16 protein-coding genes are annotated in these 23,489 nt (G+C 56.2%); 13 read left to right on the top strand and 3 right to left on the bottom strand.

Going from position 1 to position 23,489, the window contains the following annotated elements; genetic code table 11:
• Positions 1-11: 11 nt before the first annotated feature.
• Positions 12-593, bottom strand: coding sequence for a dCTP deaminase (gene dcd / locus QLG08_RS01965; protein WP_013026388.1), 582 nt, complete (start codon positions 591-593; stop codon positions 12-14).
• Between the two features lie 84 nt (positions 594-677).
• Positions 678-1,319: a uridine kinase gene (udk, locus tag QLG08_RS01960; RefSeq protein WP_013026389.1), complete on the bottom strand. Its 642-nt coding sequence runs from the start codon at positions 1,317-1,319 to the stop codon at positions 678-680.
• A gap of 280 nt (positions 1,320-1,599) precedes the next feature.
• Here udk and QLG08_RS01955 point away from each other — a divergent pair, with 280 nt between their 5' ends.
• The 10 genes from QLG08_RS01955 to yegQ all read left to right on the top strand — a co-directional run bounded on the left by QLG08_RS01955 (position 1,600) and on the right by yegQ (position 19,979).
• Positions 1,600-2,214, top strand: coding sequence for a phosphatase PAP2 family protein (locus QLG08_RS01955; RefSeq protein WP_013026390.1), 615 nt, complete (start codon positions 1,600-1,602; stop codon positions 2,212-2,214).
• 163 nt (positions 2,215-2,377) lie between these two features.
• Complete coding sequence (locus tag QLG08_RS01950; RefSeq protein WP_282472795.1) at positions 2,378-5,716, top strand: diguanylate cyclase; 3,339 nt, start codon at positions 2,378-2,380, stop codon at positions 5,714-5,716.
• A 76-nt stretch (positions 5,717-5,792) separates the two neighbouring features.
• Entirely contained in the window at positions 5,793-7,145 is a 1,353-nt protein-coding gene (gene yegD / locus QLG08_RS01945; RefSeq protein WP_022623401.1) for a molecular chaperone, read from the top strand.
• Between the two features lie 400 nt (positions 7,146-7,545).
• Positions 7,546-8,778, top strand: a complete 1,233-nt coding sequence (locus tag QLG08_RS01940) for an MdtA/MuxA family multidrug efflux RND transporter periplasmic adaptor subunit (RefSeq protein ID WP_013026394.1) — start codon at positions 7,546-7,548, stop codon at positions 8,776-8,778.
• Positions 8,778-11,900 carry an MdtB/MuxB family multidrug efflux RND transporter permease subunit gene (locus QLG08_RS01935; RefSeq protein WP_022623403.1) on the top strand — a complete coding sequence of 1,041 codons (3,123 nt, stop codon included), beginning with the start codon at positions 8,778-8,780 and terminating at the stop codon, positions 11,898-11,900. The genes QLG08_RS01940 and QLG08_RS01935 overlap by 1 nt, the downstream gene beginning before the upstream one ends.
• Positions 11,897-14,974 (top strand): multidrug efflux RND transporter permease subunit MdtC, encoded by a 3,078-nt coding sequence (mdtC, locus tag QLG08_RS01930; protein ID WP_028715330.1) that lies wholly within the window; start codon positions 11,897-11,899, stop codon positions 14,972-14,974. The genes QLG08_RS01935 and mdtC overlap by 4 nt, the downstream gene beginning before the upstream one ends.
• 12 nt (positions 14,975-14,986) lie before the next feature.
• On the top strand, positions 14,987-16,387 hold the full coding sequence (locus QLG08_RS01925) for an MFS transporter (protein ID WP_282472794.1): 1,401 nt from the start codon (positions 14,987-14,989) through the stop codon (positions 16,385-16,387).
• The gene (gene baeS, locus QLG08_RS01920) at positions 16,384-17,772 is read left to right on the top strand and encodes a two-component system sensor histidine kinase BaeS (RefSeq protein ID WP_014594091.1); all 1,389 of its coding nucleotides are present in this window, start codon (positions 16,384-16,386) and stop codon (positions 17,770-17,772) included. Before QLG08_RS01925 ends, baeS begins: the two co-directional genes overlap by 4 nt.
• 6 nt (positions 17,773-17,778) lie before the next feature.
• Positions 17,779-18,486, top strand: coding sequence for a two-component system response regulator BaeR (gene baeR, locus QLG08_RS01915; RefSeq protein ID WP_013026399.1), 708 nt, complete (start codon positions 17,779-17,781; stop codon positions 18,484-18,486).
• 116 nt (positions 18,487-18,602) lie between these two features.
• Complete coding sequence (gene yegQ / locus QLG08_RS01910; RefSeq protein WP_026021076.1) at positions 18,603-19,979, top strand: tRNA 5-hydroxyuridine modification protein YegQ; 1,377 nt, start codon at positions 18,603-18,605, stop codon at positions 19,977-19,979.
• A 38-nt stretch (positions 19,980-20,017) separates the two neighbouring features.
• Here yegQ and QLG08_RS01905 read toward each other — a convergent pair whose 3' ends face one another.
• A complete protein-coding gene (locus tag QLG08_RS01905) occupies positions 20,018-20,149 on the bottom strand; it encodes a hypothetical protein (RefSeq protein ID WP_019106532.1) in 132 nt (43 codons plus the stop codon).
• Between the two features lie 60 nt (positions 20,150-20,209).
• Between QLG08_RS01905 and yegS the strand changes: the two genes are divergently transcribed.
• The 3 genes from yegS to QLG08_RS01890 all read left to right on the top strand — a co-directional run bounded on the left by yegS (position 20,210) and on the right by QLG08_RS01890 (position 23,465).
• Entirely contained in the window at positions 20,210-21,112 is a 903-nt protein-coding gene (gene yegS, locus QLG08_RS01900; RefSeq protein WP_014594093.1) for a lipid kinase YegS, read from the top strand.
• Positions 21,113-21,268: 156 nt separating this feature from the next.
• Complete coding sequence (locus QLG08_RS01895; RefSeq protein ID WP_282472817.1) at positions 21,269-22,735, top strand: mannitol dehydrogenase family protein; 1,467 nt, start codon at positions 21,269-21,271, stop codon at positions 22,733-22,735.
• A 43-nt stretch (positions 22,736-22,778) separates the two neighbouring features.
• Positions 22,779-23,465 (top strand): GntR family transcriptional regulator, encoded by a 687-nt coding sequence (locus QLG08_RS01890; protein WP_013026403.1) that lies wholly within the window; start codon positions 22,779-22,781, stop codon positions 23,463-23,465.
• The last annotated feature ends 24 nt before the right edge of the window (positions 23,466-23,489 follow it).

The following is a 23,489-nucleotide window of genomic DNA, read 5'->3' as shown; positions in this document are numbered from 1 at the left end:
ATCCTCATGAATTAATCTTTGTCGATACGACTGGCATCAGCACCCTGCTGGCCACGATATTTAGCATTTTCACGGCGATTATAAGGACGCGCGGCAGGTCCCGAAAGCGGTTCAAAGCTTAGCGCACCAATCAGCATTCCCGGGCGCAGTGCCAGAGGCAGTTTGCCAGAATTATAGAACTCCAGCACGATACGGCCCTGCCAGCCCGGATCGATACGATGCGCGGTCACGTGGACCATCAGGCCCAGGCGGGCAAGCGAGGAGCGCCCGTCCAGCCAGCCAACCAGATCGTCGGGAATGGTCACAGATTCCAGCGTTACCGCCAGGGCCAGCTCGCCGGGATGCAGAAAGAATGCTTCTCCCTCGGGGAGAACGATCTCATCACTCATCACGCGATCCAGGGCCGCGCTCACTTCGTGCTTCGGCCCGCTCAGATCAATAAACGCGGCGGTATGTCCGCTGAATGTCCGGAACTGATTGCCTAAACGTACGTCGACCGTTGCACCGTTGATCCGTTCCACCGGTGGCCGTGGCGTGATCGCCAGTTTCCCGCTATCCAGCCAGGCTTCAATATCGCGGTCGCATAATCTCATTACGGTAACTCCATGAAGTAAGTGTAGCGAACAGGCGGCATCTGTGCTTTTAACCTGCTCGCGTCACGTCCTTTGAGACGTAAACTACTCGAAGAACTGGTTAATTTTGGCTTTAAGAATATCAATAGCAATACGGTTTTTACCACCGCGCGGCACAATGATATCTGCGTACTGTTTAGAGGGTTCAATGAACTGCAAAAACATGGGGCGGACCGTTTTCTGATACTGACTCATGACGGAATCCATTGAACGCCCCCGTTCATTGACATCACGTTTCATACGTCGCATCAGGCAAATGTCGAGCGGCGTGTCCACGAAGATGGAGAAGTTCAGTTCCTGGCGCAGACGCGCATCGGTTAACAGGAGAATGCCTTCAAGAATAATGACTTTTTTAGGCTTAATTTGCAGCGTTTCCTGAGTACGCGTGTGCTCAACATAGCTGTAAACGGGCAACTCAATGTCCTGCCCTGCCTTTACCGCACGTAAGTGCTGCAATAACAAATCATGATCCATCGCGCTGGGATGGTCATAATTGGTTTTAACCCTCTCTTCCATGGTGAGGTGACTTTGATCTTTGTAATAGGCATCTTCAGGGATAACGCCGATGTGCTCATCGCCGACCTGGTCGCGAATTTCACGATAGAGCGTACTGGCGATTAAACTTTTACCGGATGCAGATGCACCTGCAATGCCAACGATCACGCACTGATGGGACTTGTCAGTCATACTTTTAAAAACCTGATACTGGAGCCAGAAACTGTACGCAAACTGCGCACCCAGTTAATGGGGCTGAACGGAGAGGGTGAGTTGGCGCTCAGTATAGGGATTTCGGCCTTTTGATGCCAGAGAAATGGCACCGCCCCCCTTTTCAGACTTTCCCCTTTTAACCTGAATGGTTTCACCGATAAACTAGCCGCTTCACACAGAACAACGCCGCACAGCACCTGTCGGGCTCGGTATGGCCGATGAATAAGGGCATTTTGCCCAAGAAGAAGAAAGGAAGATTATGCTCTGGAAGACCCTCACCTATTTTGGTGACAGCATGTTATTGATTCCCACGGCGGTGATTATTGCCCTGATTTTACCGTGGAAAAGCGATAACCGTCGCGCCCTGTGGTACTGGCTTCTGGCCTTTGGCCTGGCCGGGCTGGTGGTCAGCGTGTCAAAAATACTGTTTCTTGGCTTTGGTATTGGCAGCGCACGCTTTAACTTCACGGGATTTAGCGGCCACAGCGCGATGTCAGCAACCCTGTGGCCGGTTATGCTTTGGTTAATTTCAGGGCGCTGCTCAAGCCTGTGGCGCGGCCTGGCGATTGGCGTGGGCTATGTGATTCCCTTAATGGTTGGCGTTTCGCGCCTGGTTATCCATGCGCATTCCGTCAGCGAGGTCATTACCGGTCTGCTGCTGGGCTTTACGCTGAGTACCGCGTTTTTACTTTCCCAGCGCGAGACGGCACTTAAAGGGTTCAGCTTGCCGCAAATCGCCGCTGCGCTGCTGGTGCCGGTTCTGCTGCTGGGTCACGGTCGGATTGCCACCACACAACAGTTCCTGGCGCAGTTTTCTGCCCGTCTGGCTGGCATGGAAAAACCTTATACCCGGGCCGATCTTTTCCGGGAATAATGCACATGGTGGCTCGTGCTTCCGCGAGCCATTCAATCCAACGAATAACGCAATTTAATGATTTCCCCCCTGTTTTTTCTATCAAATGTGCTAGCATTCTTCGAATGAGAATGGCGATGCAGCGCATGCCATTGCACTATTTTGCCCTCTGCTGGATCGATTAATGATCGTTGAGACACTGGCCTCGTCAGATAAATCACCTAAAAAGTGGCTAAACGCCTGCTGGCTTGGCCTGGCTTCCTTCGTCCTGACGCTATTTTGCCTTGAGCTGATTGTGGTTAGCGGTAAAATTTCACCGCTCTGGTTCTCGACGGCACTGATGACCATCGTGGTGTTTCGCAGCACGTCTCGCCAGCTCCCCCTGTTACTCATCGCCTGCCTTATCGGTACGGCACTGGCGAATGCCTTCATTATCGGTCCCGCCCTCTCTAATTTAAAATTTGCCCTGCTTAATCTGCTGCAGGCCATACTGGGCGGGCTGTTATTGCGCGCGTTGCTTGACCGTGAGGCGCCGCTGGTTTCGCTCAATGACTGGATCCGCTTTGTTATCGCTACCGGCCTGATTTCGCCCCTGGTTGGCGGCGTACTCGCGCTGTGGATACTGCAGGTTGGAGAGCAGGCCTCATTTGCTTTCTTTTACACCTGGGTCATTTCGGAAATTATCGGCATGTTAGCGCTCGGGCCGGTTTTACTGTTGCTGACCTGGCCGCTGTCGCAGAATGGCCTGAAACGCGCGTCTCTGGTAGAGACGCTCATCACGCTGGCCCTGACGCTTACTGCCAGCTACCTGTCGCTGCGGTTTTTACCCTGGCCTTTTACTTTTATTTTAGTAGTGCTGTTCTGGTGTGCCGTGCGGTTGCCGAAGGTGGAAGCCTTTGTGCTGTTTTTTGTTAACGCCAGCTTTATGGCACTGCTGCTGTCACTGAGCTGGATTAACGTCACGCCAACGGCCGCCAGCACCTATGCGGTGATAAGCAGCTGGCTTCCGTTTTTGATGGTCTTAATTCCCTGTCATATCATGGCATTAGTGATGGATGCCTTTCGGCATGAGAAGCGCCATATCAGTGAGAGCGAAACCCGTTTCCGTCATGCCATGGAGTATTCCGCGATTGGCATGGCGCTGGTTTCTGCTGAAGGCCGATGGCTTCAGGTTAATAAATCCCTGTGTGACACGCTGGGCTATCCGGAACATGAACTGACTCAACTGACGTTCCAGCAAATCACTCATCCGGATGATCTTTACGACGTCCAGGGCCGACTGGATAAGCTGCTGCAGGGCGAGATTTACTCTTATACGCTGGAAAAACGTTATTTCCGCAAAGACGGCGAAATCGTCTGGGTACGGCTAACGCTTTCCCTGGTGCGCGATCAGGCGCAGCAACCACTCTATTTTATCGCGCAGATTATTGATATTTCTGAGCTGAAACAGAGTGAGCAGGTGAACAAACGCCTGATGGAACGCATTACCCTTGCGAATGAGGCGGGCGGCATCGGCGTATGGGAATGGAATCTGACCAGCGGCGAAGTTCTGTGGGATAAACGCATGTATGCGCTGTTTGGCATGAAGCCCCATGAACTGCCCAGCTACGATCTGTGGGTCACGCTGGTTCATCCCGACGATCGCGAACGTTGTGTGCTCACCATTCAGGGTGCCATTGAGAAAAGCAGTTCCTTCCAGATGGAGTACCGGGTGGTACGGGAGGACGGGCAGCATTGGATCCGTTCTCAGGCAAACCGCCTGCTCAGTAAAGAAGGCCGTATCGAACGCATTTTGGGGATCTCTCAGGACATCACCTCATTACGGAACCTGAATGAGGCGCTGTTTCAGGAAAAAGAGCGCATGATGATCACGCTCGACTCGATCGGAGAGGCCGTTATCAGTACCGATCAGGACATGTGCGTGACCTTTATGAACCCGGTCGCGGAAAAAATGACAGGCTGGTCACAAGAGGCTGCGGCGGGCAAACCGGTAAACGAACTGCTGCATATCACGCACGGTCGTCATGGCCCTGAAGTCGATAATCTGCTGCTGTGCCATGTGCCGTCTGAAAAAACCGCGCCCTATCTCTCTGAGGAGTGGGTGCTGCACACGCTCAATGGCGAGCATATTGATATTCATTACAGTATAACGCCGCTGAAATCTGAATCAGGTACCGAGCGTGGAGCGGTGATGGTGATACAGGACGTCAGTGAGTCACGTAAAGTGATGAAGCGTCTGAGCTACAGCGCACTGCACGATACGCTGACCCGGTTACCTAATCGTGCCAGCTTTGAACTGCAGCTTAAGCGGTTACTGTCCGACGCCGTCGAGCATCAGAATCAGCACGTTCTGGTCTTTATCGATCTGGATAAATTTAAGGCGGTGAACGACAGCGCAGGCCACGCAGCCGGGGACGCCCTGTTGAGCGAACTGTCGGATTTAATGCGCCATCGCCTGCGCGGGAGCGATTTCCTGGCCCGCCTGGGCGGGGATGAATTTGCCGTGTTGATGCCCGAATGTTCGTTGGATCAGGCTCGCGACGTGGTGCAGGACATCGTTCGCGCGGTCGGTGACTACTGTTTTGAATGGCTGGGGCGCGCCTATCAGGTCGGTGCCAGCGCAGGCATAACCCAAATCAACGCGCAGAACTGTCAGAGTAGCGATGTGCTGTCTCAGGCAGATATTGCCTGTTATAACGCCAAGCGGAGTGGGCGGGGTCGGTATAAGGTGTATGAGCAGCATGCGCTGGCGCTCATGGGAAGCCATCACTCCGTGGATCTCGCGACCCTGGATGCCTTACAAGTGGACATGCAGGTATGGGCCGTTGCGCCGCCTGGCAAGCCGCATTCCGCCAGCGTCTGGCTGGTTGAGGTTCAGCTATTTTCGCCAGAAGGGTTACTCATTGATGAGCATCTGCTACGTAATAACCTGACTGACGATATGCTGAAACGCCGGCTTGAAGACAATATTGTTAATGCCTTCTTCCGCCAGCAGATTGCAACGATGAGCCAAAAAGGTATCGCACTGATTTTGCCTCTCGATGTGCACGCACTGTACGATCCGGCTTTCGTTGACAACCTCTGCCTGCGCTTCACCGAATCCGGTCTTGCCCGCAGCCATAGCGGGATCGCGCTTAACGCCTCCAGCGTGCTTTCCAGCGGCGATGGCCTGATCGGTGCATTGATGAAACTGCGCCAGGCGGGCTGCCGCATCGTGTTGCAGCATTTCGGCCGCAATCTGGATGCCTTTAACCAGTTGACCGGTAAAGTTGTGGACTGCCTGATCCTGTCCCCGGAACTGGTGGCTAACCTGCACAACAATTTGATGGATGAGATGCTAATCTCCATTATTCAGAGCCAGACCAGCCAGCGTGATATCACCCTGCTTGCCGGCCCGGTGTCCGTTCCCGCGGTGCTCACCACGCTGATCAGCCTTGAAGTGGACGGCGTTTGGGGCAGTGCCGTTGCGGAACGCCAGCCAATGAGCAGGCTTGCGGAAGCCCCCCTTTTCGCTATTCGCTAATTCTGCCGCTCACCGCTTGCCACGACCGATCAGCTGCGCTAAAGTCGCCCCCTTTTTTCCGGCCTGGGGGCGAAAAATGTTCATTGGATTTGATTACGGTACGGCTAACTGCTCAATTGCAGTCAGTGAAAAAGGCGCGCCGCGTTTGTTAACGCTGGAGAATGGCCAACGCCTGCTGCCGTCCATGATTTGCTCCCCAACGCGTGAAGCGGTGACGGAATGGCTTCACCGCCATCATCAGGTTGCAACACCGGAACAGGAAAGCACCGCGCTGCTGCAGCGGGCCCTGCGCTACAACCGTGAAGAAGATATTGATGTCTTACCTGACAGCGTGCAGTTCGGCCTGACCGCACTTCAGCATTACATGGTCGATCCAGAAGATGTCTGGTTTGTTAAATCCCCCAAATCCTTTCTGGGCGCAACCGGCCTGAAACCGCAGCAGATTGCCTTTTTTGAGGATCTGGTGTGCGCCATGATGCTGCACATTCGCCAGCAGGGTGAAGCGCAGACCCAGCAGCCTATCGACCAGGCGGTCATCGGCCGCCCAGTCAACTTTCAGGGATTAGGCAGCGAAGATGCGAATCAACAGGCACAGGGCATTCTGCTTCGCGCGGCCAAACGCGCCGGCTTTCGGGATGTTGAATTTCAGTTCGAGCCGGTCGCGGCGGGCCTGGATTTTGAAGCGACACTGGAAAAAGAGACCCGCGTACTGGTTGTCGATATTGGCGGGGGCACCACCGACTGCTCAATGCTGCTGATGGGCCCGCAATGGCGCAACCTGTCAGACCGGCGTGAAAGCCTGCTGGGTCACAGCGGCTGCCGAGTAGGCGGTAACGATTTAGATATTATGCTGGCGTTTAAAGCCCTGATGCCCCTGCTCGGCGCGGGCGGCAACACCCAAAAAGGCACCGCCCTGCCTGCCCTGCCCTGGTGGAATGCGGTGGCGGTGAACGACGTGCCGGCACAAAGCGATTTCTACAGCGCCGCCTGCGGCAAGCTGCTGCGTGATTTAGTGCGCGATGCAGAAAATCCTGCCGCCGTGGCTCACCTGCTTAAAGTCTGGCAACAGAAGCTGAGTTATCGCCTGGTCCGTACGGCGGAAGAGAGCAAGATCGCGCTGTCTGAGCGCCCTGCGTTTGCGGCGTCACTGGATTTTGTTACCTCCGGCTTACAGGCCGAGATCAGCGTAGCGACCCTGCAGGAGGCGATCGGCCAGCCGCTGGAGAAGATTCTGGAGCAGGTTCATCTGGCACTGGCGACCAGCCATATCAAACCCGAGGTGATTTATCTCACCGGCGGCAGTGCCCGTTCCCCACTTTTGCGCGCGGCGCTCCAGCAGGCCCTGCCAGACACACCGATAGCGGGAGGAGACGACTTTGCCTCAGTGACCGCTGGCCTGGCGCGCTGGGCAGAGGTTATGTTTGCCTGACCTACCGGCACAGGCGGAACCGTCCTGTGCCAGCCATGCCTTTTGCCCGCCTCCCTGCGGGCAACTGCCAGCGGATGCCCCCGCGCATCACTATCGCCTGGCGAACATTTCCTCTCTGACGTTTACCCGTGTTGCCCTTCATCAAATTTCAACGTGTTATTTCCTGACAACAGCGGCTCATCACCCGTTATCCTGTGGCAAACTTTATGAAACGCATTCTGTTGACGGGCGGCAATTAAACGGCCACGTCTGTTCAGAAAAAGAACATAATTACGCTGTGCTGACAGAAATCCTTAATTCCTTCAAATTTTTACCGGCAGGGACGACTACAATTCGTGGTTTGCAGGCTACCGTTTAAGCCCGCGCCCTGGAAAGACATGGCTGGAGAGCAACAACAACAATGAACAACCGATACCCTGTTATGAAAAAAGGTCTGATTGTGCTGGTGGTCATTGCCGTAGCCGCAGGCGGCTATTACTGGTGGAAACATCCGGCACAGCCCAGCAGCGACGGTGACCTGTCTGGTCAGTCAGCACATGGCAAAAGAGGCAATGGCGCGCACAAACCGCTGGCTCCCGTTCAGGCGGCCAGCGCGGTGACAGAAAGTGTGCCGCAATACCTTAACGGGTTAGGCACCGTGACGGCCGCCAATACCGTGACGGTCCGCAGCAGGGTTGATGGAAACCTGATGTCCATCCACTTCACGGAAGGTCAGCAGGTCAAAGCCGGGCAGTTGTTAGCGGAGATTGACCCGCGCCCCTATCAGGTTGCGCTCATGCAGGCGCAGGGCCAGTTGGCACGCGATCAGGCAACTCTGGCTAACGCACGCCGCGATTTAGCCCGTTATCAAAAACTGGCGAAAACGTCGCTGGTGTCTCAGCAGGATCTGGACACGCAGAACGCCCTGGTCAGTGAAACCCTGGGCACCATTAAAGCCGACGAAGGCAGTGTTGCCAGCGCCCAACTGAATCTGACTTACAGCCGCATCACCTCGCCGATTGATGGCCGTGTAGGCCTGAAGCAGGTTGATATTGGCAACTACATTACCAGCGGCGATACCAATGGCTTAGTGGTGATTACGCAAACGCACCCGGTGGACGTGGTGTTCAGCGTCGCTGAGAATAATATTAGTCAGATCATGCAGGCGCAGAAAAGTGGTGAACCCTTGTTGGTAGAAGCCTGGGATCGCAGCAATCAACATTTAATCACCCGCGGTAAGCTGCTCAGTCTGGATAACCAGATCGACGCCACGACCGGTACGATCAAAATCAAAGCGCGCTTTGATAATCAGGATGACCTGCTCTTCCCGAACCAGTTCGTCAACGCCCGGCTGAAGGTGAATACCTTGCAGGATGCAGTGGTTATTCCTGCCGCCGCGCTGCAAATGGGCAATGAAGGCCACTTTGTCTGGGTGATCAACAATGAAGACAAGGTCAGTAAGAAAAGCGTAACCGCCGGACTGCAGGACAGCCAAAAAGTAGTGATCAGCGCCGGACTCAACGCAGGCGACCGCGTCGTTACCGACGGGCTGGACCGCCTGACGGAAGGGGCAAAAGTCGAAGTGGTTGCCGCGCAGAGTCGCGCCACAAAAGAGACCCGTGCCAGCTTGCCGTCAAAAGGGGAATCTGAGTAATGCAGGTTATGCCTCCTGACCACAGCGGAGGGCCGTCACGCCAGTTTATACTGCGTCCGGTCGCAACGACCTTACTGATGATCGCCATTCTTCTGGCTGGGATTTTGGGTTACCGCTTTTTGCCGGTCTCCGCCCTGCCGGAAGTGGACTATCCCACCATTCAGGTCGTTACTCTCTATCCCGGGGCCAGCCCGGATGTGGTGACCTCTTCGATTACCGCGCCCCTTGAACGTCAGTTCGGCCAGATGTCCGGACTCAAGCAGATGGCATCACAAAGTTCTGGCGGCGCCTCCATCGTTACTCTGCAGTTTCAGCTGACCCTGCCGCTCGACGTGGCAGAGCAGGAAGTGCAGGCGGCGATCAACTCCGCCAGCAACCTGCTGCCCAACGATCTGCCTAACCCGCCGGTTTACAGCAAAGTGAACCCGGCCGATCCGCCGATCATGACCCTGGCCGTCACCACCACCAGCATGCCGTTAACCCAGGTGCAGGATATGGTGGAAACGCGCGTGGCACAGAAAATATCCCAGGTCACGGGCGTTGGTCTGGTCACGCTGACGGGCGGTCAACGTCCCGCCGTGCGCGTGAAAATGAACACCCAGGCGCTGGCCGCTATGGGGCTGACCAGTGAAGCGGTACGTACGGCCATCACGAATGCTAACGTTAACTCCGCGAAAGGCAGCCTGGATGGCCCTACCCGCTCGGTCACCCTTTCCGCCAATGATCAGATGAAATCCGTGGAGGATTATCGCCAGCTGATCGTCAGTTATAAAAATGGCGCCCCGGTGCGGCTGGCCGACGTGGCGACCATCGATCAGGGCGCAGAAAACAGCTGGCTGGGAGCCTGGTCTAATCGTGAACCGGCTATCGTGCTGAATGTGCAGCGCCAACCCGGTGCCAACATTATCGCCACGGCCGATAACATTCGTGCCATGCTGCCGTCGCTGATTGCCAGCCTGCCTAAATCCGTAGACGTGAAGCTGGTGACAGACCGCACCACCAATATTCGCGCGTCGGTCACTGACACACAGCATGAACTGATGCTGGCGATGGGGCTGGTGGTGATGATCATCTACCTGTTTCTTCGCAACGTCCCTGCAACCATTATTCCGGCCGTGGCGGTGCCGCTGTCGCTGATCGGCACCTTCGCCGCGATGTACTTCCTGGGGTTTTCGATCAACAACCTGACGCTGATGGCGCTCACCATCGCCACAGGCTTTGTGGTGGATGATGCCATCGTCGTGATCGAGAACATCTCACGCTATATCGAGAAAGGCGAAAAACCCATGACCGCCGCCCTGAAGGGCGCCGGCGAAATCGGCTTTACCATTATCTCGCTGACCTTTTCACTGATTGCGGTATTGATCCCGTTACTGTTTATGGGCGATGTGATTGGTCGTCTGTTCCGGGAGTTTGCGGTCACGCTGGCGGTGGCGATTCTGATTTCGGCCGTGGTGTCGCTCACCCTGACGCCGATGATGTGTGCACGCATGCTCAGCGCCGAATCACTGCGCAGGCAGAACCGCTTTTCCCGCGCCAGCGAAGCGATGTTTGATCGTATCATCGCGGTTTACGGCCGGGGGCTGAGCCGGGTGCTCAATCATCCCTGGCTGACGCTGTCCGTGGCGCTGGGAACCCTGCTGCTTACCGTGCTGTTATGGATCGCCATTCCCAAAGGGTTTTTCCCGCAGCAGGATAACGGCATTATTCAGGGCACCCTGCAGGCCCCGCAGTCGGTGTCCTATGCCAGTATGGCGGAACGCACCCGCGACGTCGCCTCGGTGATTATGAAAGATCCGGCGGTGCAAAGTCTCACCTCGTTTGTGGGCGTGGACGGCACCAATCCATCCCTTAACAGTGCCCGGTTGCAGATAAACCTTAAACCGCTGGATGCGCGCAGCGAACGTATTCCTGAGATTCAGCAACGCCTGCAACAGCAAGTCAGCAAGATCCCCGGCGTGACGTTATGGCTGCAGGCGGTTCAGGATTTGACAATTGATACCCAGGCCAGCCGAACGCCCTATCAGTTCACGCTGCAGTCCGGTTCGCTGGACTCACTCAGCACCTGGGTGCCCGCGCTGGTAAGTGCCTTGCAGAAACTGCCCGCGCTGCGTGATGTCAGCAGCGACTGGCAGGATCAGGGCCTGGAAGCCTATATCAAGGTTGATCGCGACAGCGCCAGCCGGTTGGGCATCAGCATGGCAGATGTGGACAATGCGCTCTACGACGCCTTTGGTCAGCGGCTGATCTCCACCATTTATACCCAGGCAAATCAGTACCGCGTGGTGCTGGAACAGGACAACAGCGCGATCCAGGGCCTGCCAAGTCTGGATGGCATTCGCCTGACCAGTACCGATGGCGGCAGCGTTCCCCTTAATGCTATCGCCAGTATTGAGCAACGCCATGCGCCCTTAACGATCAATCACCTGAGCCAGTTTCCGTCTGCCACTTTCTCGTTTGATGTGGCAAAAGGCTACTCTCTGGAAGACGCAACAAAAGCCATCATCCAGGCCGAGGAACAGCTTGGCATGCCGTCAGAGGTGATGACCCAGTTCCAGGGCAGCACGCTGGCCTTTGAGGCCGCATTGACCAGCACGGTGTGGCTGATTGTGGCGGCGGTCGTGGCGATGTACATCGTCCTGGGCGTCCTGTATGAGAGTTTTATCCATCCCATTACCATTCTTTCAACGCTACCTACTGCGGGCGTAGGTGCGCTGCTGGCCCTGATGATAAGCGGTAACGAGCTGGATATTGTGGCGATCATCGGCATCATTTTGCTGATTGGTATCGTGAAAAAGAACGCCATCATGATGATTGACTTCGCCCTTGCCGCCGAGCGGGAACAGGGCATGAAGCCCTATGACGCCATTTACCAGGCCTGTTTGCTGCGCTTCCGCCCCATTCTGATGACCACCCTGGCGGCGCTGCTGGGGGCGTTACCGCTGATGCTCAGCACCGGCGTTGGCGCAGAATTACGGCAACCGCTGGGGATTGCCATGGTCGGCGGCCTGATACTGAGCCAGGTTCTGACCCTGTTTACCACACCGGTGATTTATCTGCTGTTTGACCGTCTGGCGCACAATCTGCGTCGCCGCATCGGTCACACGGAGGAACCGTCGTGAAGTTCTTTGCGCTGTTCATCCATCGGCCGGTAGCCACCACGCTGCTCACGCTGGCGATTGCGCTGGCGGGGATACTGGGGTTCCGCCTGCTGCCGGTCGCGCCGCTGCCGCAGGTGGATTTTCCGGTCATAATGGTGTCGGCTTCTCTGCCCGGTGCCTCGCCGGAAACCATGGCCTCCTCGGTTGCCACGCCGCTGGAGCGCTCGCTGGGCCGCATCGCGGGCGTGAGTGAGATGACCTCCACCAGCTCCCTGGGATCGACCCGCATCATTATGGTTTTCGATTTCGATCGTGACATCAACGGCGCGGCGCGGGATGTGCAGGCGGCGATCAATGCCGCGCAGAGTCTGCTTCCCACGGGAATGCCTTCGCGCCCGACCTACCGCAAAGCGAACCCGTCTGATGCACCGATCATGATCATGACGCTGACCTCAGATCTGTACAGCCCGGCTCAGCTTTACGATTACGCGTCCACACAGCTGGCGCAGAAGCTGTCGCAGATTAACGGCGTGGGCGATGTGACCGTGGGCGGCAGCTCTTTGCCCGCGGTGCGCGTGGCGTTGAATCCGCAGGCGCTGTTTAACCAGGGCGTTTCGCTGGATGCAGTACGGCAGACGATTTCCAACGCCAACCAGCGCCGCCCTCAGGGCGCGGTGGAAGACGGCCAGCAGCGCTGGCAGCTGCGCACTAACGATGCGCTACAAACTGCCAGTGAATATCAGCCGCTGGTGGTGCACTACAACAACGGCGCGGCGGTGCGCCTGTCGGATGTTGCCACGGTGCAGGATTCAGTCCAGGACGTGCGCAACGCCGGGATGTCGCGCGGTAAACCGGCAGTGTTACTGGTGATACGAAAAACCGCCGATGCGAACGTGATTGAAACGGTGGATCGCATTCGTGCCGAACTGCCCGAACTGCACGAGATCATTCCGGCTGCCATCAACCTTGAGGTGGCTCAGGACCGCTCCCCTACCATCCGCGCCTCTCTTGAGGAAGTGGAGCAGTCGCTGATGATTGCCGTTGCGTTGGTCATTCTGGTGGTGTTCGTGTTTTTACGCTCCGGCCGCGCCACGCTGATCCCCGCCGTTGCCGTGCCGGTATCCCTGATCGGCACCTTCGCCGCAATGTATTTGTGCGGCTTTAGCCTGAATAACCTGTCGCTGATGGCCCTGACGATCGCCACGGGTTTTGTGGTGGATGATGCGATTGTGGTGCTGGAAAACATCGCCCGCCATGTGGAAGCCGGGATGAAACCGATGGCGGCCGCACTGAAAGGGGTGCGTGAAGTCGGCTTTACCGTGCTGTCGATGAGCCTCTCCTTAATCGCGGTCTTCCTGCCGCTGCTCATGACAGGCGGATTGATTGGTCGCTTTTTTGCCGAATTCTCAATCACCCTGTCGGTCGCCATTCTGATTTCCCTGTTTGTCTCGGTCACGCTCACGCCAATGATGTGTGCTTATCTGCTCAAACCCCACGCGCCGCGCAGTCAACCTCAGCGACGGGGCGTTGGACGGCTGCTGCTGGCGGTTCAGCGCGGTTATGCCCGCTCGCTGACCGTTGTGCTCAATCATGCCCGCTGGGTACTGCTCCTGCTGCTGGGCACCGTGGCTCTGACGGTATGGCTGTTTATCAGTATTCCCAAAACCTTCCTGCCCGAGCAGGACACCGGCCGCCTGTCTGGCTTTATTTCGGCTGACCAAAGTATTTCGTTCCAGGCGATGCGCGGCAAGCTGGAAGATTTCATGAAAATTGTTGGCGCCGATCCGGACGTTTCCAGCGTGGTAGGCTTTACCGGCGGCATGCGCACCAACATGGGGTTGATGTTTATTTCTCTGAAACCCCTGTCTGAACGGAAAGACACGGCGCAGGCGGTGATTGCCCGCCTGCGTGCCAAACTGGCGAACGAACCCGGTGCCAATCTGTATCTTAATGCGGTGCAGGATATCCGAGTGGGCGGTCGCGAAGCCAATGCCAGCTATCAGTACTCGCTGCTGTCAGACGACCTTGCTGCGCTGCGCACCTGGGAACCTAAAATCCGTCAGGCCTTTACTGCCCTGCCGGAACTGGCTGACGTCAACTCCGACCAACAGGATAAGGGCAGTGAAATGGCACTGACCTATGACCGCGCCAGCATGGCCCGGCTGGGGATCAACGTTTCAGAAGCCAACGCCCTGTTAAATGATGCCTTTGGGCAGCGGCAGATTTCCACTATTTATCAGCCGCTGAACCAGTACAAGGTCGTCATGGAAGTGGATCCCCGTTACACCCAGGACATTAGCGCCCTGAATCAGATGTTTGTGATCAACAGCGAGGGCAAACCGATTCCGCTCGCCTGGTTCGCCAAATGGCAACCGGCTAACGCACCTTTGTCGGTCAACCACGAGGGGCTGTCTGCAGCATCGACCATTTCCTTTAACCTGCCAGAAGGCGTGTCGCTGTCGCAGGCGTCGGAGGCCATTGAGCGCACCATGACCGCGCTGGGCGTACCCTCCAGCGTGCGGGGCAGCTTCGCTGGTACCGCGCAGGCTTTCCAGCAGTCACAGAGCAGCCAGCTGTGGCTGATGCTGGCCGCCATTGCGGCGGTCTACATTGTGCTGGGCATTCTTTATGAAAGCTATGTGCACCCGTTAACCATTCTTTCCACGCTGCCTTCGGCGGGCGTCGGTGCGCTGCTGGCGCTGGCGCTGTTTGATACGCCGTTCAGCCTGATTGCCCTGATCGGTATTCTGTTATTAATCGGGATCGTGAAAAAGAACGCCATCATGATGGTGGACTTTGCTCTTGAGGCAGAGCGCAACGGTAACCTGAGTCCGCGCGATGCCATTTTTCAGGCCTGCCTGCTGCGTTTCCGCCCTATTTTAATGACCACTCTGGCAGCGTTGTTTGGCGCACTCCCGCTGGTGCTGACCAGCGGAGATGGCGCGGAACTGCGCCAGCCGTTAGGCATTACTATTGCGGGTGGCCTGATCATGAGTCAGTTGCTCACCCTGTATACCACGCCGGTGGTGTACTTAATGATGGATAAACTGCGTCGTAAAAAGCGCACCCAGACGATCAATGCCACTCAGCATTAAGGGGTCACTATCATGCAGAGCGTAACTGTCCGTTGGCAGTTATGGATTGTCGCCTTTGGCTTCTTTATGCAGGCGCTGGATACCACGATCGTCAACACGGCGATCCCGTCAATGGCTCAGGATCTGGGCGTGAGCCCGCTGCATATGCATTCGGTCATTGTCGCGTATGTGTTAACGGTGGCGGTGACGCTGCCGCTGAGCGGCTGGCTGGCCGATCGGTTTGGCGTCAGAAATATCTTCTTTAGCGCCATCGTTCTGTTTAGCCTGGGGTCGCTGATGTGTGGGTTATCGAACACGCTGGATCAGCTGCTCGTCGCGCGGGTACTGCAGGGCGTCGGCGGCGCCATGATGGTGCCGGTGGGTCGCCTGACGGTGATGCGCATTGTGCCGCGCGATCAATATATGTCTGCAATGACATTCGTCACCCTGCCCGGCCAGGTGGGTCCGCTACTGGGTCCGGCGCTTGGCGGAGTGCTGGTGGAATATGCCAGCTGGCACTGGATTTTCCTGATTAACATCCCGGTTGGTGTGATCGGCGCCATCGCCACCTTAAAGCTGTTACCCAACTACGCCATGCCGCCACGACGCTTCGATTTTCTGGGTTTTATCCTGCTGGCAGTCGGTATGGCAACCCTGACGCTGGCCCTTGATGGTCAGCGCAGCAGCGGCGGCTCTGCGTTGTTGCTGGCGGCGATGATTCTGACAGGAATGGGGTCACTGCTGTTTTACCTGTTACATGCGCGCCATAACGACGATGCGCTGTTTAGCCTGAAGCTGTTTGATAATCGGGTGTTCTCTATTGGCTTACTCGGTAGCCTGGCGGGCCGCATCGGCAGCGGAATGTTGCCGTTTATGACGCCGCTTTTTTTACAGATCGGCATGGGTTTCAGCCCGTTTCATGCCGGTTTGATGATGATTGCGATGGTGCTGGGAAATATGGGCATGAAACGCATCGTGGTCCGTACCGTTAACCTGTTTGGCTACCGCAACGTGCTGGTGGGATCGACGGTGGGCCTGGCGCTGGTGGTCTTACTGTTTCCGCTGGTGGCGATGCTGGGCTGGACGGCCATGTTGCCGCTGGTGTTGTTTCTGCAGGGCATGGTGAATGCCATTCGCTTCTCCTCAATGAATACGCTGACGCTAAAGGAGTTGCCTGACGAACTGGCCTCCAGCGGCAACAGTCTGTTATCCATGATCATGCAGCTATCCATGAGTATCGGCGTTACCGTTGCGGGCCTGCTGCTGGGCGCCTTCGGCCAGTCGGCGCTGGGGCACCACGGGCTAAGCCATCAGGCCTTTATCTACGTTTATCTCTGTATGGCCCTGATTATTATTCTGCCTGCGCTGGTGTTCTGGCGCGTTCCGAAAGAAGAGAGTAAAAGCGTCGATCTGCGGCGCCGGAGAAGTGAATGAGATCGTTTCTGCGCGTTGGCATTGGTGCCAAGCTGTTTATGGCTATTTTCTCCACCTGCATGCTGGTGCTGATCACCATGCACTGGGGCGTCAGGCTGAGTTTTGAGCATGGCTTCGTGGACTACATTAAACGTGGTAATGAACAGCGACTGAATTTGCTGGGTGCAGCGCTGGCCGATCAATACGAGCAGCATGGCAACTGGGACTTTCTGCGTAATAATGACCGACTGATTTTTACCATGCTGCGATCGCTGGAACAAAATCCCGACAGCAGTAATCAGCTTCCGCCGCACGGCTGGCGAACCCAGTTCTGGGTGCTCGATCAGCAGTACAAAGTGATGGTAGGCCCACGTTCACAGGTGCCGCCAGAAGGCATACGTCATAACATCACCACCAGCAACGGCAAAATCGTGGGCTGGATAATCAGCTCCCCGCCTGAACGCCTGACGCGCAGTACCGATATTAATTTTGACCAGCAACAGCGACGAACCAGTTGGTATATCGTTGGCCTCTCTACCCTGCTTGCCGCGCTGGTGACCTGGCTGATGGCGCGGGGCCTACTGGCGCCGGTCAAAAGGCTGGTGGACGGCACCCATCATCTTGCCGAAGGGAATTTAGCCACCCGGGTTGAGGTCAGCAGTCAGGATGAGCTGGGTCAGTTGGCCCATGACTTTAACCTGTTAGCCCGTTCGCTGGAAAAAAATGAAAGTATGCGCCGGGCATTTATGGCCGATATCTCCCATGAGTTACGCACGCCGCTGGCTATTTTACGCGGTGAACTGGAAGCCATGCAGGATGGCGTTCGTAAGCTGACGCCCGACGCCATTACCTCATTGCAAAGTGAGGTTGCCCTGTTAACCAAGCTGGTTGACGATTTACATCAGCTTTCTCTTTCTGACGTCGGCGCGCTGGCCTACCGCAAGCAGGCGACGGATCTGGTGCAGCTTATTGAGGTCAGCGCAGGCAACTTTACTGAGCGCTACCGGGCTCATGAGTTAACGCTGCATCTGGACATGCCTGAAGAAGCCCCTTTCTTTGGCGATCCCGATCGCCTGATGCAGTTGTTTATCAACCTGCTGGAAAACAGCCTGCGTTACACCGATGCCGGTGGCGAGGTCCGGGTACGTCTTTGGTATGACGCGCCCGACTGGCGAGTCATCATTGAAGACAGCGCACCCGGGGTGGATGGCGAGCAGCAGGCCAAAATTTTTGAGCGTTTTTTCCGTACCGAAGGTTCACGCAATCGCGCCAGCGGCGGCTCGGGGCTGGGCCTGGCTATCTGTAAAAACATCGTTGATGCGCATGGCGGCACGATAACCGCGACGCACGCTGATTTAGGTGGACTGAAAATCGCGCTACAATTGCGTTATGTTCCTCCCGTTTAGAAGACTATGAATCAGGAAAACGCATATCCGCTGATCCTTGTGGTTGAAGATGAACCCAAGCTGGCACAACTGATGATTGATTATTTACAGGCATCTAACTACCGGACTCATCACCTGGCGCACGGCAATGAAGTACTGGATTATGTTAACCAGACGCCGCCCGATCTTATCCTGCTGGATTTGATGCTGCCAGGTAAAGACGGGCTGACCCTGTGCCGTGAAATCCGGCGCGACTCTGAACTGCCGATTATTATGGTGACCGCGCGTACGGAAGAGATCGATCGCCTGCTCGGCCTTGAAATTGGCGCAGACGACTATGTCTGTAAGCCGTTCAGCCCGCGGGAAGTGGTTGCGCGCGTCAAAACCATTTTGCGTCGCGTCAAACGCTCGCCAGAAGACGCGCCGGTCGCATCGCTGCTGAAAGTGCACGAAAGCCGCTTTCAGGCCAGCTGGCGCGATGAGCCGCTCGATTTAACCCCTGCGGAATTTCGTTTGTTAAAAACGCTGTCCCTTGAGCCGGGGAAAGTCTTTTCCCGTGAGCAACTGTTAAACCATCTTTATGATGATTATCGCGTGGTCACCGACCGCACCATCGACAGCCATATCAAGAACCTGCGCAGGAAGCTGGAAAATCTGGACAGCGAGCAGCCTTTCATCCGCGCCGTGTACGGCATGGGCTATCGCTGGGAAGCCGATATCTGTCATTTGATTTAGATTGATTCAGATCAATTTACTTCCTTTTTCTCACTGCCTACAATTCCGCATCTTTTGCAGGGTTTAGCCCTGCACGTGCCGCCCAGGCGGCATGCTGACCTGATATCAGTGAGTTCATCATGAAACCAGAATTGCTTTCTCCAGCCGGGACGCTGAAGAATATGCGTTACGCCTTTGCCTACGGCGCGGACGCCGTGTACGCCGGCCAGCCGCGCTACAGCCTGCGCGTGCGTAACAACGAATTCAGCCATGAAAACCTGGCGAAGGGCATTAATGAAGCCCATGAACTGGGTAAAAAGTTTTACGTCGTTGTGAATATTGCCCCGCATAACGCCAAGCTGAAAACCTTTATCCGCGACTTAACGCCGGTGATTGAGATGCAGCCGGACGCGTTGATTATGTCCGATCCCGGATTAATCATGCTGGTGCGTGAGGCGTTTCCGTCCATGCCCATTCACTTATCCGTTCAGGCCAATGCCGTTAACTGGGCAACGGTGAAGTTCTGGCAGCAAATGGGGCTAAGTCGGGTGATTTTGTCACGTGAACTGTCGCTGGAAGAGATCGCCGAGATTCGCCAGCAGGTGCCTGAAATGGAGCTGGAAGTGTTCGTACACGGTGCGCTGTGTATGGCCTATTCCGGGCGCTGCCTGCTTTCCGGTTACATGAATAAGCGCGATCCTAACCAGGGAACCTGCACCAATGCCTGCCGCTGGGAATACCAGTTGCAGGAGGCTAAGCAGGATGAGGTGGGGAATATTGTTGAAATCCATCAGCCGGTTACCGTGCAGGACGTCACGCCAACCCTGGGCATCGGCCAACCCAGCGACAAGGTATTTCTGCTGGAAGAGAAGATGAAACCCGGTGAGATGATGAGTGCCTTTGAGGATGAGCACGGCACCTACATTATGAATTCGAAAGACTTGCGTGCCGTGGCGCATGTTGAACGGCTCAGCCAGATGGGCGTTCACTCATTAAAAATTGAAGGCCGGACCAAATCCTACTATTACTGCGCTCGCACCGCTCAGGTCTATCGCAAAGCCATTGACGATGCCGCCGAGGGCAAACCCTTTAATCCCGCTCTGCTGGAAACGCTGGAGGGCCTGGCGCATCGCGGCTACACCGAAGGCTTTTTACGCCGTCATACCCATGACAGCTACCAGAATTACCAGAACGGCTATTCCATCTCGGAACGTCAGCAGTTTGTCGGCGAATTCAGCGGCGAGCTGCGTGATGGCTGGGCGGAAGTGGTGGTGAAAAATAAATTTGCCCTGCACGACAGCCTGGAGATCATGACGCCCGCCGGCAACCTGATTTGTACGCTGGATGCCCTGCAAAACAGCCGGGGCGAGCCGACGGAGGTGGCGCCGGGAGACGGACATCGCGTCTGGATGAAGGTGCCGCCTGATGTTGACCTGCAATTTGCGTTGCTGCTGCGCAACTTTACTGCGGGTCAGGATACACGCGATCCGCACGCCACGCGCGTGCCAGCTTGACACATTTTGACAAAAGCAAGAGTAGGATCACAGACGGCTTAATTTTGCTGTTCTATAGTGCTGCCTGCTACCAATGAGTAACAATTATCAGCAGCTGTAACTGGATCCACCTCATTCACCCGCCCGGCTCCCCCGTGCGGGTTTTCTTTTTTCTCCTTTTCGCCAATCATTTTTCTTCTCCGGCTATGCTATAACCACTCACTACGCTTTAGATCTCCAAGGAACAGATAATGGACAAACAATCGCTTACGCTGCTGATCCTGAACGGTAAAGGCGCAGGCAATGATGATCTACGTGAAGCGGTCACTAAGCTGCGCGATGAGGGCTACAACATTGCCGTGCGCGTGACGTATGAAAAAGGCGACGGCGAGCGCTACGTCGAAGAAGCCCTGGAATTACAGGCTGAAACCGTGGTGGCAGGCGGCGGCGATGGCACCGTCAATGAAATCGCCACCGCCCTGGCGTCCGTCAACGTCGCCGACCGTCCTGTCTTAGGCATTATTCCCCTGGGGACGGCCAACGATTTTGCGACCAGCGTCGGCATTCCTGAAGAAATCGAGCCTGCGCTGCGTCTGGCGATTCAGGGCAAAGCCTACGATATCGACCTGGCCCGGGTGAATCAGCATCACTACTTTATCAACATGGCGACCGGCGGCTTCGGTACACGTATTACCACTGAAACGCCGGAAAAACTGAAGTCGGCCTTGGGTGGCGTTTCCTACTTCATTCACGGGCTGATGCGCATGGATACACTCAAGCCCGACAGCTGTGAAATCACCGGACCTGATTTTAGCTGGCAGGGCGATGCGCTGGTCATTGGCATTGGTAACGGCCGTCAGGCTGGCGGCGGTCAGCGTTTGTGTCCCGCTGCGTTGATCAACGACGGCCTGCTCGACATCAGCGTGGTCACCGCGCAGGAGTTACTGCCTACCCTGCTGCACTCACTGACCGGCGGCGATGAGGACAATCCCAGCATTATTTCCACCCGTCTATCTTCCCTGACGATCCGCTCATCGCATGAGATGACGTTTAATCTCGATGGCGAACCGCTGTCCGGACAGGAGTTTACGATTGATGTTATGCCAGGTGCGCTAAGCTGTCGCCTGCCACCGCAGTGCGCCTTGCTGAGCTAAGTTAACCGGGAGTGAAGACTCCCGGCTTAGATGTAAACAGTTCGTGATTGCATTCACAATTTCGTCACGCCAACTTGTATGGTAGTCGCGGGGCGCGTAATTTTTCATCCTTACCGCCGGAATGGCCTGTCGCTCCCTCCGCCACAAGGATGCATGATGCTGCAAATTGACCACCTTCCCGCTGATGTTAAGCGCCCCGCCTACGACCGTAGCCAGCTTAAAACCCGAATGATACACATCGGGTTTGGTGCCTTTCATCGCGCCCACCAGGCGTTATGTAGCGATAAGCTGGCTGAACTGGGCAGCGACTGGGGTTACTGCGAGGTGAATTTGAACAGCGGCGCTCTTATTCAGGCGCTGCGGGAACAGGACCTGCTCTACACGCTGACAGAAAAGAGCGACGATGCTGTAGAAACCCGTGTAATCGGCATTATCACGTCCGCGTTGCATGGCAAAACGGACGGTATTGAGGCCGTCATTGAGGCGCTGTGTCAGCCTGACGTGGCGATTGTATCAATGACCGTGACAGAGAAAGGCTACTGTCATCTGCCCGCCAGCGGCGACCTTGACGTTCAGCACGCGGATATTCAGCACGATCTGGCGCAGCCGGACCAGCCGCACTCTCTGCCGGGTCTGATTGTCGCGGCAATCCGCCGCCGCCGTGAACGGGGAGTCGCGCCATTTAGCGTGATGTCCTGCGACAATATGCCAGAAAACGGCCGCGTAACCCGTAATGTCGTGATGCAGCTGGCCCGGCACTACGATGCCTCCCTGGCTGACTATATCCAACAGAACCTCACCTTTCCCTCCACCATGGTGGATCGTATCGTGCCCGCCATGAATGACGCGGCATTTGACGCCCTGCAACAGCGCATCGGTTCACGGGATCCGGTCGCCGTTGAAGCTGAACCTTTTTTCCAGTGGGTGATCGAGGACCATTTTGTCAGCGGCCGACCGGACTGGGATAAAGCGGGCGCTCAACTGGTGCAGGATGTTCTGCCGTTTGAGCAGATGAAGTTGCGCATGCTCAATGGCAGCCATTCGTTTTTAGCTTACCTTGGCTATCTTGCCGGTTACGAACACATCAGCGACTGTATGGCTGATGACGCGTTTCGCGCAGCGGCACGGGCGCTGATGGTCAATGAGCAGGCACCTACGCTGACCATTCAGGATGTCGATTTATCCGCCTATGCCGATGCGCTTATCGCCCGCTTTGCCAATCGGGCGATTAAGCATCGGACTTATCAGATTGCGACCGACGGGACCCAGAAGCTGCCCCAGCGCTTTCTCGACAGCCTGCGTTGGCATCTGGACCACGGCACGCCGTGTCCCTTGCTGCTGCTGGGCATCGCGGCCTGGATGCGCTATGTCAGCGCAGTGGACGAAAAAGGCGAGCCCATCGAGATCCGCGATCCGCTGAACGCACAACTGGCCACTTGCGTAGCGGAAAGTGATGACGGTGAAGCTCGCGTGCGGGCGTTACTCAACATCAGAAGGGTATTTGGCGACGATCTTGCTAAAAACGATGCGCTGGTGAAACAACTTACCGCCTGTTACCTGCAGCTTGCCGCTCAGGGAGCCCGTGCCAGCGTTCAGCAGGCCATTGCCGGTCCTGAGGTCTGATACGATCGCCTGATGCCAGGCCGAAGATAAAACGGACAGCGATATGACACTTTCTTACACCATTACCACCAGCGAACCGGTGAATCAGCAGGTTTATCGCTATCTGCGCCGCGATATCGTGACGTGCGTAATTCAGCCGGGCGCACTGCTCTCGGAAAAAGAGGTTTCCGCCCGGTTCAACCTCTCACGTCAGCCGGTGCGGGAAGCCTTTATCAAGCTCGCGGAGGCCGGTCTGGTTCAGATCCTGCCGCAGCGCGGCACCTTTGTGCGCAGGATCTCGGCTAAACGGGTCGAAGATGGTCGTTTCATTCGTGAGGCCGTGGAGATTGCCGTGGTCCGTCGCGCTGCTGAGGAAATCGCAGAGTCAGGACTGATGGCGCTGGAGCATAACCTGCAACTGCAACGCATCACCGCTGCCCGTGGCGATAGCCAGATGTTCTTAAGCCTGGACGATGAGTTTCATCGCCTCATCGCTGAGAGCATCGGCTGTCCACTGGCGTGGGAAACGGTTGAAAACATCAAAGCCACCATGGACCGGGTACGCTATTTAACCCTGAATGACGTTGCGCCCGCCGAAACCCTGATAGAACAGCATGATGCTATTTTTGCGGCGCTGAAGGCAAACGATCCCGGCAAGGCTGAGGCGGCGTTGCGCCATCATTTGCAGGCCATGATGTTTTCGATCACCCCAGTCATTAAGCAAAACAGCGCCTGGTTTGAAGAGGATTAACGCCTTGCCAGTCTGCAAGGCGAA

This window comes from Pantoea sp. V106_11, assembly GCF_029967885.1.
Taxonomy (GTDB): domain Bacteria; phylum Pseudomonadota; class Gammaproteobacteria; order Enterobacterales; family Enterobacteriaceae; genus Pantoea; species Pantoea ananatis.
This window is presented reverse-complemented; position numbering and strand designations above follow the sequence as displayed.